The 14,494-nt window shown below is 32.3% G+C and carries 13 protein-coding genes and 1 pseudogene; 11 read left to right on the forward strand and 3 right to left on the reverse strand.

Annotated elements, in window-relative coordinates; translation table 11 throughout:
- Window positions 1-83: 83 nt before the first annotated feature.
- Window positions 84-2,361, reverse strand: a pseudogene (locus tag BMZ09_RS03220) (prolyl oligopeptidase family serine peptidase).
- 165 nt (window positions 2,362-2,526) lie between these two features.
- Between BMZ09_RS03220 and BMZ09_RS03225 the strand changes: the two are divergent.
- Entirely contained in the window at window positions 2,527-3,633 is a 1,107-nt protein-coding gene (locus BMZ09_RS03225) for an alpha/beta hydrolase family protein (RefSeq protein WP_090837454.1), read from the forward strand.
- Between the two features lie 120 nt (window positions 3,634-3,753).
- Here BMZ09_RS03225 and obgE read toward each other — a convergent pair whose 3' ends face one another.
- Together obgE and BMZ09_RS03235 are read right to left on the reverse strand one after the other, a co-directional pair.
- The gene (gene obgE, locus BMZ09_RS03230; RefSeq protein WP_090837456.1) at window positions 3,754-4,749 is read right to left on the reverse strand and encodes a GTPase ObgE; all 996 of its coding nucleotides are present in this window, start codon (window positions 4,747-4,749) and stop codon (window positions 3,754-3,756) included.
- 77 nt (window positions 4,750-4,826) lie between these two features.
- Window positions 4,827-5,942, reverse strand: a complete 1,116-nt coding sequence (locus tag BMZ09_RS03235; protein ID WP_090837458.1) for an adenylate kinase — start codon at window positions 5,940-5,942, stop codon at window positions 4,827-4,829.
- 120 nt (window positions 5,943-6,062) lie between these two features.
- Between BMZ09_RS03235 and BMZ09_RS03240 the strand changes: the two genes are divergently transcribed.
- The 10 genes from BMZ09_RS03240 to BMZ09_RS03285 all read left to right on the forward strand — a co-directional run bounded on the left by BMZ09_RS03240 (window position 6,063) and on the right by BMZ09_RS03285 (window position 14,493).
- On the forward strand, window positions 6,063-7,217 hold the full coding sequence (locus BMZ09_RS03240; RefSeq protein WP_090837459.1) for a 5-(carboxyamino)imidazole ribonucleotide synthase: 1,155 nt from the start codon (window positions 6,063-6,065) through the stop codon (window positions 7,215-7,217).
- Window positions 7,218-7,221: 4 nt separating this feature from the next.
- On the forward strand, window positions 7,222-7,704 hold the full coding sequence (purE, locus tag BMZ09_RS03245; protein ID WP_090837461.1) for a 5-(carboxyamino)imidazole ribonucleotide mutase: 483 nt from the start codon (window positions 7,222-7,224) through the stop codon (window positions 7,702-7,704).
- A 563-nt stretch (window positions 7,705-8,267) separates the two neighbouring features.
- On the forward strand, window positions 8,268-10,298 hold the full coding sequence (locus BMZ09_RS03250; protein ID WP_090837462.1) for a M3 family metallopeptidase: 2,031 nt from the start codon (window positions 8,268-8,270) through the stop codon (window positions 10,296-10,298).
- A 121-nt stretch (window positions 10,299-10,419) separates the two neighbouring features.
- The gene (locus BMZ09_RS03255) at window positions 10,420-10,923 is read left to right on the forward strand and encodes a GbsR/MarR family transcriptional regulator (protein WP_090837464.1); all 504 of its coding nucleotides are present in this window, start codon (window positions 10,420-10,422) and stop codon (window positions 10,921-10,923) included.
- 55 nt (window positions 10,924-10,978) lie between these two features.
- Window positions 10,979-11,317 carry a hypothetical protein gene (locus BMZ09_RS03260; RefSeq protein ID WP_090837465.1) on the forward strand — a complete coding sequence of 113 codons (339 nt, stop codon included), beginning with the start codon at window positions 10,979-10,981 and terminating at the stop codon, window positions 11,315-11,317.
- A 16-nt stretch (window positions 11,318-11,333) separates the two neighbouring features.
- Complete coding sequence (locus BMZ09_RS03265) at window positions 11,334-11,657, forward strand: hypothetical protein (RefSeq protein ID WP_090837467.1); 324 nt, start codon at window positions 11,334-11,336, stop codon at window positions 11,655-11,657.
- Window positions 11,654-12,082 (forward strand): hypothetical protein, encoded by a 429-nt coding sequence (locus BMZ09_RS03270; protein WP_090837468.1) that lies wholly within the window; start codon window positions 11,654-11,656, stop codon window positions 12,080-12,082. Before BMZ09_RS03265 ends, BMZ09_RS03270 begins: the two co-directional genes overlap by 4 nt.
- Before the next feature lie 16 nt (window positions 12,083-12,098).
- Window positions 12,099-12,974, forward strand: a complete 876-nt coding sequence (locus BMZ09_RS03275; RefSeq protein ID WP_090837470.1) for a methyltransferase domain-containing protein — start codon at window positions 12,099-12,101, stop codon at window positions 12,972-12,974.
- A 7-nt stretch (window positions 12,975-12,981) separates the two neighbouring features.
- Window positions 12,982-13,881, forward strand: coding sequence for a TIGR01777 family oxidoreductase (locus tag BMZ09_RS03280; RefSeq protein ID WP_090837471.1), 900 nt, complete (start codon window positions 12,982-12,984; stop codon window positions 13,879-13,881).
- A 57-nt stretch (window positions 13,882-13,938) separates the two neighbouring features.
- The gene (locus tag BMZ09_RS03285) at window positions 13,939-14,493 is read left to right on the forward strand and encodes a sigma-70 family RNA polymerase sigma factor (protein WP_090837472.1); all 555 of its coding nucleotides are present in this window, start codon (window positions 13,939-13,941) and stop codon (window positions 14,491-14,493) included.
- The last annotated feature ends 1 nt before the right edge of the window (window position 14,494 follow it).

The raw sequence follows: 14,494 nt of genomic DNA on the forward strand, positions 1-14,494 counted from the left end.
TCATAAAAAAACCTTTTAAGATTACGCTTAAAAGGCCTTTTACTAACTAATTGATTGGTTGGTTTTGATTGGTTTTGGCTGGATTACTTTAAATGTTGTGCAAAAAAACCTAACATCGCTTTGTACAATGCTACTCTATTTTCTTCATGAGAAAAGCCATGTCCTTCATCATACTTTACCATATAAGGCACCTCTATATTTCTAGCTCTCATACTTTTTACAACTTGATCAGATTCGTCTATATTAACTCTTGGATCATTAGCACCTTGAATTACAAATAATGGTTTAGTAATTTTATCGACGTGTAAAGCAGGAGACACTTCTGTCATAATCTTTTGATCATTTTCATCCTCTGTATTATACCACTGCTCATTAAATTGTGGCATGTAAGGTTTCCAATATTCTGGAAAAGACTCAAAAAAGGTAAACAGATTACTAACACCTACATAATCTATCCCACAAGTATATAAATCTGGAGTTTTAACAAGGCTACCTAAAGTTGCCAATCCGCCGTAACTTGCGCCATAAATAGCGGTTTTATTGCCATCAATAAAATCTAAGGTTTTAGCATAAGCTACTGCATCTTCTAAATCGTTAAGCATTTTTCTCCCAATTTGCTTATTTCCTTTTAAAAAGAATTCTTTTCCATACCCACCAGAGCCTCTATAATTAACTTGTAAAGTAGCATACCCTCTACTTGCAAACAATTGCGTTTCTGGATTAAAACCCCAATAGTCTCTAACACCATAAGGTCCTCCGTGAGGATTTACAATTAATGGCACTCTTTGTCCCTTTTTAATATTATTTGGTATTGTGATGTAACCATAGACTTTTAAACCATCTCGAGATATAAAGTTAATAGGTCTCATTTGCCATATCTTCCTCATGCAGTTGTGGCATTAAATCCAATAGCTTTGTAAACGTGTCACTTTTCACGTCATAAGTATAGTATGTTCCATAAAGCTTATCTGTCTGTATAATTATCAAATATTTATCCTCGTCTTCAGTTTTATCCACAATAGAGAACACTTTATCTCCAAATTCCCTTTTGAATTTTTTATCTAGCTTTTTGTAATAATCACTTACCGGTACAATATGTGTTTTTTCTCCTGTATAAAAATAGTAATCCACTTCATACCCTCTTTTTTTAGAACGACTAACACCGCCTACATCAAACGTAGGATTACTATACACCTTTTCTATTATTTCTTTTTTTGCTAAATCGTATAAAACCAATTCACTTGTGTTACTCTCTAAATTGGTTAATACAAAAGCATCATGCTTATAAGGTGTATTATAATTAAAAGCTACTATAGAAAAAGAATCTTTCCAATTAGTAGTTACCACTTCATTAAAAGGTTGATCAGCTTCTGTTCTGTAATTTAACACATACTCCACTCCATTTTGCTGTTTTGTATAGCCTCTTAAATTACCATCTTTATCAAATTCATACCCCGCAATAGGTGAAGTTGCGTCTTTATTTTCAAATAGTTTTTCCATATCTCCCGTTACAATATTGATTTTGTAAGGCTCAAATATTTGCTTATTATCTTTATTCATCATAATAATAACATGATCTGGCTGATCCTCTAAAAGGTTAGAAAAATTAACTTGCACATCATCAAACGGTGTTAATGCTTTTGGATTACTTCCATCAATATTAGCAGCAAACAGTTGATAGTTTTCGTTACCCCCATTATCTTTTACATAAACTAATCTATTATCATTAGCCCAACCATAACCTCTAATTAACTCCTCACCTTCTTCTATGGCAAGTGTTATCTTATCAGTTTTAGTATTTTTTACATACACATGGTTTTTCCCATTAGCGTCTTTCTCTCTGTATGAAAAGTAATTTCCTTTAGGCGAAAATTGAAAAGAGCTAGTTGCTGGATCTTCAAAATAATCTTCAGCAGAATATTTATATGTTCCATTATCAAAAGCAGACAACTTATCTAAAGCATCTTTAGAAGATGGCAAAGACACATCGCCTGGTTTTGTTTTTATGGTTTTTGTTAGATTTAAAGGAAACTCCATCCCGCCTTGATAAAATATTCCATTAATAGCTTCTTTATCTAAAACACCAACATATTTAATACCGCCTTGTGTAAAAGTGATGGTTAATTGGTTATCTTCAAAAATGGTTTTATCCATAGGAATCCCCGTTGCACCTTGTGCCGGACTATCCATTGTAGATGATAAAATACCACTATCGTTTTTTACATTAAATAATAAAGGAATATCTTGACCTTGCGCAGTCAATGTCCCTTTCCAAGATCCAGAAATATCTTGAGCAAATGTGCTAATAGATAGCAGTAAAGCTAAAATACTTAATACTAATTTTGTGTTTGGTTTTTTCATGATGGTTGCTTTTTATTATTAGTAGTTACCTTATTAGTAATCAATTACAGTAAATTGTTACATTTGTTTTTATAAAGATATATCCAGAATCTGCTTTTAAAATTGAAATTATGATGAGCGGTCAACTAATAATGATAAACGGAAATATCAAGTAAATCCATTAATATGAAGCCTTTAAAAAAAGTAATATCCTTATTAACGTTGTTTATTTACACGATATCTTTTGCACAAACCGAAAAGCCACAAACACCAAAAGGACCATTTGATTATATAATTGAAGACGTCACGTTTGTAAATAAAGACGCGGATAGTATAACGTTAGCTGGCACATTAACAAAACCAAAAAATATAAAACAACCGCCAGTTGTTATATTAATAAATGGTTCTGGCGCACATGATAGAGATTGTACCATGATGGCTCATAAATCGTTTTGGGTTATAGCGGACTACTTAACCAATCAAGGTATTGCTGTGCTACGCTTTGACGAACGTGGTACTGCTAAGTCCGAAGGTGATTTTAGTAAAGCAACCACTTTTGATTTAGCCAAGGATGTAGAAGCGGGTATAAACTACTTGAAATCTAGAACAGATATTGACGCTTCAAAAATTGGGTTAATAGGCCATAGCGAAGGTGGGCTAATAGCACCTATCGTTGCTTCTACAAATCCTAATGTTGCCTACATTATTATGCTTGCAGGACCTGGAGTTAATGGTCAAAAAATACTACAATCGCAAAGTAAAAAGATAGCAAAACTACAAGGAGCTACGGATGAAGGTATTGCTTTTAATAATCAATTAACCACTATTGCATACCAAGCTATGTTTTCTGAAACTGAGGTTGAAAAACAAAAAATAGCTATCGAAAATGCTTTAAAAGAATTTAAAGTCAAATTAGAAACGGAGGATAGCCCTTTTAAAGTATATGTTAATGATTATACTATTAATCAATTAAAAACACAACTTTCTAATCCTTGGTTGCAAGCGTTTATAAAACTAGACCCTAAGCCTTATTTAGAGAAAACCAACTGTCCTATTCTTGTTTTAAACGGATCAAAAGATGTACAAGTGTTACCTGAAATTAACTTGCCTGAAATTGAAAAACATCTTAAAACTGCAAATAATAAGGATGTCACTATAAAACAATTAGAAGGATATAATCACTTATTTCAAACAGCTAAAACAGGGCTTTTAAATGAATATTTTACAAACGAAGAAACCTTCTCTCCTGTTGTTTTAAAAATAATGTCAGATTGGATTAATGCTAGATTTTAAAGTAATTATTAATATTGTATAATATAGATTCTGTATCGTATCGTAGCGCAGAATGACAAATTCTATAAACACAAAAAAAGCTTCCCAATAGGAAGCTTTTTTTTTATAATAATTGAATACTTAGTTAAGCATTTTCCAAAGCGAATCTTTCAACTCAGTTAACCCTTGTTGTGCTACACTTGATATAAACTGATAAGGTATTGGTAATACTTTATCTAATTCTTCTTTCATTTCAGCTTTAAGCTCATCATCCAACATGTCTGACTTAGAGATAGCAATCATGCGATCCTTATCTAACATTTCCGGATTATAACGTCTTAATTCATCTAACAAGATCTCATACTGAGCATTAATATCTGGTGCATCTGCCGGTATTAAAAATAGTAAGATAGAGTTACGTTCTATATGACGTAAAAAGTAGTATCCTAATCCTTTTCCTTCTGCTGCTCCTTCAATAATCCCTGGGATATCTGCCATTACAAAGGTTTGAAAATCTCTGTATTTTACAATTCCTAAGTTAGGTTTTAGTGTCGTAAACTCATAATCAGCAATTTTTGGTTTAGCTGAAGTTACTACAGATAGTAATGTAGATTTTCCTGCATTTGGAAAACCAACTAAACCAACATCTGCTAAAACTTTAAGTTCTAAGGTTATAAAACGTTCTTCTAACGGAATACCAGGTTGCGCGTAACGTGGTGTTTGATTAGTAGGTGTTTTAAAATTCCAGTTTCCTAGACCTCCTTTACCTCCTTGAGCCACAATACGCTCTTCTCCTTCTTCAGTAATTTCAAAAAGGATTTCGTCAGTTTCAGTATCTCTTACAACAGTACCTAATGGTACATCTGCGTACATATCTTGACCGTCTTCTCCAGAACTTCTACTTTTACTTCCATGTCCACCATGTCCTGCTCTAATATGCCTTTTAAATTTTAGATGCAATAGTGTCCAAAGGTTAGAGTTTCCTCTTAATATAACGTGTCCTCCACGTCCACCATCTCCTCCATCTGGTCCACCTTTTGTAATAAATTTTTCGCGATGTAAATGCACAGATCCTTTTCCTCCGTTACCAGAAGAGACGTGCATTTTTACGTAGTCTACAAAATTTCCCTCAGTCATAATTTAGTTAAAAAGTTAAAACGTTAACAGCTAAAAGTTTTCACTTATACTTATTAACTCAAACAAACATGTTTGTATTACAATTTGTCAATTACAGTGTTTAAGCGTTTAGTAATATCTTCAATACTACCAATACCATCTACTCCAAAATATTTATTTTGTGCTGCGTAGTAGTCTTTTAAAATTGCAGTTTCGTTATAATAAACTTTAATTCTATTTCTAATAATAGACTCGTCAGAGTCATCTTTTCTTCCACTAGTTTTCCCACGTTCTAATAAACGTTGTACTAATACCTCATCTTCAACTTCCAAAGCAACCATTGCGCTAACTTCAGAATCTTTAGCAGTCATTATTTTATCTAATGCTTTAGCCTGTGTTTCGTTTCTTGGAAAACCATCAAAAATAAACCCTTTAGCCCCAGCATTACGTTCTACCTCTGCTTCTAACATATCGATAGTAACTTGGTCTGGCACTAAATGTCCTTTATCCATGTAAGATTTAGCTAATGTTCCTAAAGCCGTCTGATTTTTGATATTATATCTAAAGACATCTCCTGTAGATATGTGTACTAAATCATACTTCTCTTTTAAAAAATTTGCTTGAGTTCCTTTTCCTGCACCTGGAGGTCCAAATAGCACTAAATTAGTCATGTGTTGTGTGGTTTTTAATTGATATACTGCTGGTAAGTCCCTTCCTAATCCATCATAGTCTAATCCGTAGCCTACAATAAATTTATTAGGTATTTCTATACCAACATAATGCAACTTAAAATCTTTTTTGTAAGCTTCTGGCTTATAAAATAAGGTTGCTATTAATAATTGTTTTACGTTTTCGTTTTCAAAAATGCGGTGTACTTCAACCAACGTGTTACCAGTATCTATAATATCCTCTAAAATAACTACGGTACGTCCGGTCAAATCTTGTGTTAAACCTATTAAGCGCTGAATATCTTCTGTAGATTTCACACCTTCATAAGACGCTAATTTAATAAATGTAACCTCACAAGGTTTTGGATATTTTTTTACAAAATCACTAACCAACATAAACGATCCGTTTAAAATCCCAATAAACACTGGCACTTCGTCTCCTAAATCGTTAGCCACTTGATTAGCCATTCTTGTTACTGCATCATCTAATTCTGTTTCAGAAATAAATGGCTTAAACTGTTTGTCGTGAAGCGTAATAGTTTGCATTTTATAAATTTAAAGCGCAAATATACGCATTTGTGACTGCTTTACAGATATTTGAATTCGATTTTTAGGCACTGTTTTGGTTTTAAAATGTATTTTTGTAGCTAACACGTTTTATCACTAATGAATTATTTTTCTTCAGACTTTAAATTAGGTATTTTAGGTGGTGGCCAATTAGGCAAAATGCTGCTTTATAATACAAGAAAATTTGATATACAAACTTATGTTTTAGACCCAAGTAATGAAGCGCCAAGTCGCATGGCTTGCAACGTTTTTGAACAAGGTGATTTAATGGATTTTGATACCGTTTATAAATTTGGTAAACAGGTGGATGTCTTAACTATCGAAATTGAGAATGTTAATGTTGCTGCTCTAGAAAAACTAGAAAACGAAGGAACAAAAGTATATCCATCATCAAAAACATTACGTCGTATCCAAAATAAAGCGACTCAAAAATTATTTTACCAAGATCATAATTTACCAACAGCACCATTTAGCAGATTTGCTTATGCGTCAGAAATTGAAGACGCTATTGATAATGGAGGCGTAACCTTACCATTTGTTTGGAAAGCAGCACAATTTGGTTATGATGGTAATGGTGTAAAAATAGTACGCTCTCTTGCGGATTTAAAAGATTTGCCTAAAGGCGAATGTATAGCAGAGCAATTAATACCTTTTAAAAACGAATTAGCAGTTATTGTATCAAGAAGCGCTACCGGAGAAACAAAAACCTACCCTGTGGTAGAGATGGAATTTCATCCAGAAGCTAATCAAGTAGAATACGTTATTTGTCCTGCAAGAATTAGTGAAGACGTCGCTAAAAAAGCACAAGAAGTTGCACTAAAAGCATCTCAAGCTTTTGACCATGTTGGTGTATTAGCAGTAGAGTTATTTCAAACGGAAGACGATAAAATATTAATTAACGAAGTTGCTCCAAGACCACATAATTCTGGGCACCAAACTATAGAGGCTAGTTACACCTCTCAATTTGAACAGCACATACGTGCTATTTTAGGCTTACCACTTGGTAAGACGGATAATAAAGTTGCTAGTGTCATGGTTAATTTAGTTGGAGCAGAAGGTTATACAGGGCAAGTACATTATAAAAACATAGAGTCTATAATGGCTATGGATGGAGTTACACCGCATATTTATGGTAAAAAAGAAACACGTCCTTTTAGAAAAATGGGACATGTTACTATTGTGGATCAAGATCTAAGTACAGCACGTCAAATTGCTGAAGAAGTAAAAAAGAGTATTAAAGTAATAAGTTTATAACACAATGAACAAAGTAGCAGTAATAATGGGAAGCAATAGCGATATGCCAGTCATGCAAGACGCTATAGATATTTTAAAAGAATTTAAAATTGAAATTGAAGTTGATATTGTTTCGGCACATCGTACTCCAGAAAAATTATTTGACTTTAGTAAAAATGCTCATAAAAGAGGTATTAAGGTAATTATTGCAGGAGCTGGAGGTGCAGCACATTTACCAGGCATGGTAGCTTCATTAAGTCCTTTACCAATTATTGGTGTCCCTGTAAAAAGCAGCAACTCTATTGACGGGTGGGACTCAGTATTATCCATACTTCAAATGCCAGGAGGTGTTCCTGTAGCCACAGTGGCTCTAAACGGAGCAAAAAACGCAGGTATACTAGCTACTCAAATTATTGGAGCTTCTGATCCAGCGGTATTGGATCAAGTTATTGCTTATAAAGAGGGTTTAAAATTAAAAGTAGAACAAGCTGCAAAAGATATTAAATAGCTAAAAACAGAAAACCCCAACTAGGTTGGGGTTTTCAATCGCTATTAATCTTTTTATATATGAGGTAAATAAACCCACACCAAAAAAACTTATATCAAAGGTCTTCTTAATCCTTCTGTTTTGACAATTAACAAGTCAATTTTTCAACGTTTTCGGTAAAATGCAAAAATAAACGTTTAAAAGCGAAAATTAAATAAAATAAAAAAGCCCCAAAATAAATTTGAGGCTTCCATCGCTATTATTTTTCTAGTCAATGTGTATAAAACACATATCAAAAAAACAGATACAAAAATGTCACTTTTATTAAAATAACAACATATTTGTTGAGAAACATTTTTTCTTTTAGATTAAAGGAGATAATATTAAGACGAGTAGCAGAAAAACATGAAAATAAGCAAAAAAAAGCCTCAGAAGAATCTGAGGCTTTTTATCGCTATTAATCAATAATTTTTAAGTGAGTAACCAGCTCACGGGAAAAAATCAAGGCAAAAATAGACATTTATATAATTAAAACGCAATTAAAACAGTAATTTTAACATCAAATATTTTATTTCACCATTATAATGAATATACTACTAAATACTTTCGATACTAAATACAACACGGCTCCTTTTGAATCTATAAAAAATAAAGACTATAAACCCGCCATTTTAAAACTTATTGAAGAGGCTAAAAAAGATATTGACGCCATAGTAAATAACACAGCTGCCCCAACGTTTGAAAACACCATTGAAGCGTTAGAGTTTTCTGGACAACAACTAGAACGTGTTACTAGTATATTCTTCAATCTAAACTCAGCTGAAACTAATGACGAGATTCAGAAGATAGCACAAGACATCTCTCCTATTCTAACAGAGTTTGGAAATGACATTACATTAAATCAAGCGTTGTTTACAAAAGTTAAAACGGTTTTTGACTCTAAAGACAGTTTAGATATAACAACAGAACAAAATACATTATTAGATAAAAAATACAAAAGCTTTTCCAGAAACGGTGCAAACTTATCTGAAGACAAAAAACTAAAATTAAGAGCTATTGACAAACAGTTAGCTAGTCTTAAATTAAAGTTTGGAGAGAACTTATTAGCAGAAACTAATGCTTTTGAAATGCTACTAACTAAAGAGGAGGAAGTCTCTGGCCTACCTGAAGGCGCAAAAGAAGCTGCCAAGCAACTAGCAGAAAGCAAAGACAAAGACGGTTGGCTAATAACATTAGACTACCCAAGCTACATACCTTTTATGACGTATGCTGACCGTAGAGATCTACGCGAAAAATTAGCAAAAGCTTCTGGAGCTAAAGGTTTTAAAAATGATGCTTTAGACAATCAAAACAATGTATTAGATATTGCAAGATTACGTTTTGAACGTGCTAATCTTCTTGGGTATAAAACGCATTCGCACTTTGTACTAGAAGAGCGCATGGCAGAAACGCCAGAAAAAGTAAACTCATTTTTACAGGACTTATTAGTAAAAGCTAAGCCTGCTGCGGAACGTGAGTTTGCCGAATTAGAAAATTTCGCAAAAGAACTTGATACTATTGATCAATTAGAAAAATGGGATTCAGCTTACTACTCTGAAAAATTAAAACAAAAACTATTTAATTTAGATGACGAGCAACTTAAGCCCTACTTTAAATTAGAGAATGTTATTGATGGTGCTTTCCAAGTGGCTAACAAATTATTTGGACTTCAATTTAAAAAAATTGACACCATAGATAAGTATCATGAAGATGTTATGACCTATGAAGTTCTAGATGAGAACAATGATTTAGTCTCAATATTCTACGCTGATTTTTTCCCTAGAGCAGGAAAACGAAATGGTGCATGGATGACTTCTTACAAGCCTCAATTTATTAAAGATGGTATTAATGAAAGACCACACATCTCTAATGTCTGTAACTTTACGAAACCAACCAAAAGCAAACCATCCTTATTAACGTTTAATGAAGTAACTACTTTGTTTCATGAGTTTGGTCATGGATTACATGGTATGCTTGCAAATACTACTTACCCAAGCTTATCTGGAACAAGTGTATTTTGGGATTTTGTAGAGCTACCAAGTCAAGTGTTAGAAAACTGGTGTTATGAAAAAGAAGCTTTGGAGTTATTTGCAAAACACTACGAAACTGGAGAAGTGATCCCTATGGATTTAGTTGCAAAAATTAAAGAGAGCGCGACGTTCCAAGAAGGGATGCAAACCTTAAGACAGTTAAGCTTTGGTCTTTTAGACATGAGCTGGCATGGTATAAATCCATCTGATATTACAGATGTAAAAACACACGAATACAAAACGTTTGAAGACACTAACTTATATCCTGACGTAAAAGAAAATTGTATGAGCACTGCTTTTGCACACATCTTTCAAGGCGGATACTCTTCTGGGTATTATAGCTATAAATGGGCGGAAGTTTTAGATGCTGACGCATTTGACTATTTTAAAGAAGAAGGTATTTTTAATAAAGACGTAGCAAAAAAATTCAAGGACAACGTGTTGTCTCAAGGCGGTACAGAAAACCCAATGGTATTATACAAACGTTTTAGAGGTCAAGAACCAAAACCTGAAGCGTTATTAAAACGTGCCGGACTGATTAAATAATCCATATTTAAACTAAACAAATCAAGCCATTCTTAATAAAGTTAAGAGTGGCTTTTTTAATTAAACTAATTAAACTTTCAATAATTACTGAAAGTTTAAAAATAAGTTATATATTTGTAACATGGAATATCAAGAAGCAAAAGATAAATTTATTAGTACTTGGGGAAGTTTAGGTTCTTTATGGGGAATAAACAAGGCTATGGCACAAATACAAGCGCTTCTTTTTATATCCACTAAACCATTATCTATGGAAGAGATCATGGAAGATTTAAAAATCTCTAGAGGTAATACAAGTATGAATCTAAGACAATTAATGGATTGGGGTATTGTTACCAAAACATTAGTTGCTGGAGAACGTAAAGAGTTTTTTACTACTGAAAAAGACGTACAAGAATTAGCAAGAATTATTGCAGTAGAACGCAGCAGAAGAGAAATAAAACCTGTAGTAAAAGTATTAAACGATGTGTCTAGTATTACAGATGATGGAACAGCAAAAACTAAAGAATTAATTAAACAAACCAAAGCACTTCATGAGTTAACCGAAACTATGGACGTGATGATAAATAAATTGGTAAATCAAAAACAAAACTGGATTACTAAATCTTTACTTAAACTATTCAAATAAAAAAATTTATAATTAACTTTCAATAATTTCTGAAAGTTTAATAAAAACTATAACTATGAGAAATTTACTATCTTTTAATCTAATCACTTATTTATTTGTCATTTTACTATTCTTAGTAGAAATAGTATATGGTGCACTTGCACAATTAGTGCTAGGAATAATACAACTAATTATAGCAATATATCTACAAACTAAATCATACCAATACTCCAAAGCAAACAAAAAACTACTAAGTTACTATTGGATACAAATTGCAATTTGGCTTATCTCTTATGTCGTATTTGCAAACCTGTTAACTCTAAAAGATTACAACGCTATTTTTCTATTAATAATCCCTATGTGTATTGGACTGTACTTGGTGTTTGTTAATTACCAAATCTCAAAAGAGTCCTAAGGTTAATTTTAAGAATATGAAAAACGTATATCAAGTCAATTATTGGTCAGTCTTAATAACCATATTACTTAGCTTAACCTTTTGGGGCGGAATAATAGCATTACCTATTTTAGGGACTATACAAATAGTAATAAGCCTAATTATAATTAATAGATTTAAAACGCTAACTAAAACAAACCGAATACTTTTTACTAGCTACGCAGTGCTAACAGTGTTTCTGATTATATTTTTTAAACAATTAAAAGGTGAAGAATTAGGTGTTTTATTTATGTGGGCAATAGTGTCCTTATTCCTAGCTTGTCTTCATTTATACATAACTTATAATATCTCAAAATCATGACAATTCAAATTCCAAATTGGTTAATAATTTTAGGAGGCTGTGGCCAAATATTCACTGCCCTAATCTACCCCTATATCCGTCATAACGTTTTTGATTGGTATAATGATGTTAAACAACTAAAACCGTTAAATCAAGAAATTGCTAAAACTTATGGGCGTTATATCCAAGGTTTAAATTTCTCTTTTGGATTAATAGCAATTCTAATACCTACAGATTTAAAAAACGGAACACATTTAGCAATCGCATTAACAGGACTAATTGCTGCCTATTGGGTTGGTAAAGTAGCTACGCAAATAGCTTATTATCCAATGTATGACATTCCGAAAAAAACAATCTTTAAAATTGGAAGTTACTTTATGAATACCCTATTTGTGACATTCGCAATTATATATACTTGGTTATTCATTTTAAATATTTGTAATTAATTAAAACGCAGAACTTATGAAAACAATACTCACAGCACAAGTTGAACAGTCAGAAAAAAACAAAATAGAAATGGTTGACTTTTATAACGAAGCAACAGAAGACTATGAGTTTTGGAGTAAAGATTTTAATATGCATTTTGGATACTACATTCCTTTTAAAACAAACCCTTTTAAAAGAGACGCAATGTTAAACCAAATGACAAATCAAGTGATTAGTCGCTTTAATTACACTAACAAAAAAGCAACTTTAATTGATTTAGGTTGCGGTATGGGTGGCTCCATGCGATATGCTATTAATAAACATAAAAACCTGACTGCATTTGGTGTTACATTATCCGATTTTCAAGTAAAAAAAGGAAACCAATTACTAAAAGGCTTAAAAGGAACAATCCTAAAAGAAAACTACAATAACACCTCATTTAAATCTAACAGTTTTAATTCGGCTTTAGCCATAGAAAGTTTTTGTCATTCTGGTCATAGCAAAACAACACTAAAAGAAGCTTACCGGATCTTAAAGCTAGATGGCAAATTAGTTATTGCTGATGCTTTCTTGAAAAAAGAAGAAACAGAATTATGTTACGGTGGTAAATACGCGTATCACAAACTGTGTAGTCATTGGAGTTTAGAAAAGTTAGAAACCAAAAATAACATGGTTAAAAAGCTTCAATCTGTTGGCTTTACAAATATCAAAATAGAAGACGCTTCGCTTAGAGTAGCTCCTTCTGTATTACATGTTCCGTTTACAATTATGGGGTTCTTCATAAAAAATATAATAACCCTTAAAGGTTTAAAAAAAGAAAGTCTGCATAACTTGCAAGGGTCTTTTTATGCACTATTATCTGGACTACACATGAAAAGTTTTGGGTATTACATTATAACTTGTACTAAATAAATTAAAAATGAAAAAAATAATCATAGCAGGCGGTACGGGATTTTTAGGGCAAGTCTTAAAAACTCATTTTACAAAACAAAATTATACTGTTTTGATTCTAAGCAGACAACCAAAATCTGAAAACGAAATTTATTGGAATGGAACAGAATTGGGTGATTGGACTAAACATTTAGAAAATGCAGACGCATTAATAAATCTATCAGGAAAATCTGTGGACTGTAGATATACAGATAAAAACAAAAAAGCAATTTACAATTCCAGAATTGACACCACCAATTTACTTGGCTTAGCTATCAACCTGTGTGACAATCCACCTAAGTATTGGTTTAACTCTTCCACTGCAACAATATATAAAGGATCTTTAGACACTCCAAATACCGAGCACAACGGAATAATAGGCGATGATTTTTCTATGAACATCGCTAAATCCTGGGAACAAACTTTTAATGCAATAACAACCCCAAAAACAAAAAAAGTAATCTTACGCACCTCTATTGTATTGGGTAAAAATGGTGGTGCAATAATCCCTTTAAAACAATTAACACGTTTTGGACTAGGCGGTAAACAAGCCTCAGGACAACAAAAAGTAAGTTGGATACATGAAGATGATTTTACTAATGCCATTCAGTTTTTAATGGAACAAAAATTAGAAGGTGTATTTAATCTTTGTGTACCTCAACCCACAGATAATAAAACACTAATGCAAAGTTTAAGACATGTATTAAAAGTTCCGTTTGGAATATCTCATCCTTTATGGCTTTTAAAACTTGGAGCATTATTTATAGACACAGAAACAGAATTGGTTACAAAAAGCAGAAATGTCTTACCTGAAAAATTACTACAACATGGATTTATTTTTAAGTTTGAAAACATAAAAACAGCATTAGAAAACGTATTAAAAAAATAAAACTTAAGGTTTGTTCTAATTTTACTATTTTTAGCCTGAAAAAGAAAAATTATTTATATGCCTAATCACAAAATAGATCCCAATAAATGGATTGATTTATACAGCGATTACCTGTTTAATTACACCATTACGCGTGTAAATGATAGAGCTATCGCGCAAGATTTAGTCTCTGAAACATTTTTAGCTGGTCTAAAAAGTATGAAAAATTTTAAAGGCGAAGCTAGCGAACGTACATGGTTAGTTTCAATTTTAAAAAGAAAAGTCATTGACCATTATCGTAAAATCAATTCTAACAAAGGAAAAGCAGAAGTTAGAATGTCCTATAATAGTGACAGCGAAACCGAAGGCGATTGGCTAGAGGAACGCGTTGCTGATCCTTACGATAAAACAGCAGAAGACAACATTGAAAATACCGAACTAGCCGATGCAATTGATAATTGTTTATCAAAATTGCCAAAAAAGCAAGCTCAGATATTTGAAATGAAAACAATTTTAAATTACGAAACGGAAACTATTTGTAATGAATTAGAAATTACTGCGTCTAATCTGTGGGTAATAATACACAGAGCCCGAGTATCTATGGCAAGTTGCCTACAAAATAATTGGTTTTAAA

The sequence above is a fragment of the Olleya namhaensis genome (assembly GCF_900114005.1).
Taxonomy (GTDB): Bacteria; Bacteroidota; Bacteroidia; order Flavobacteriales; family Flavobacteriaceae; genus Olleya; species Olleya namhaensis.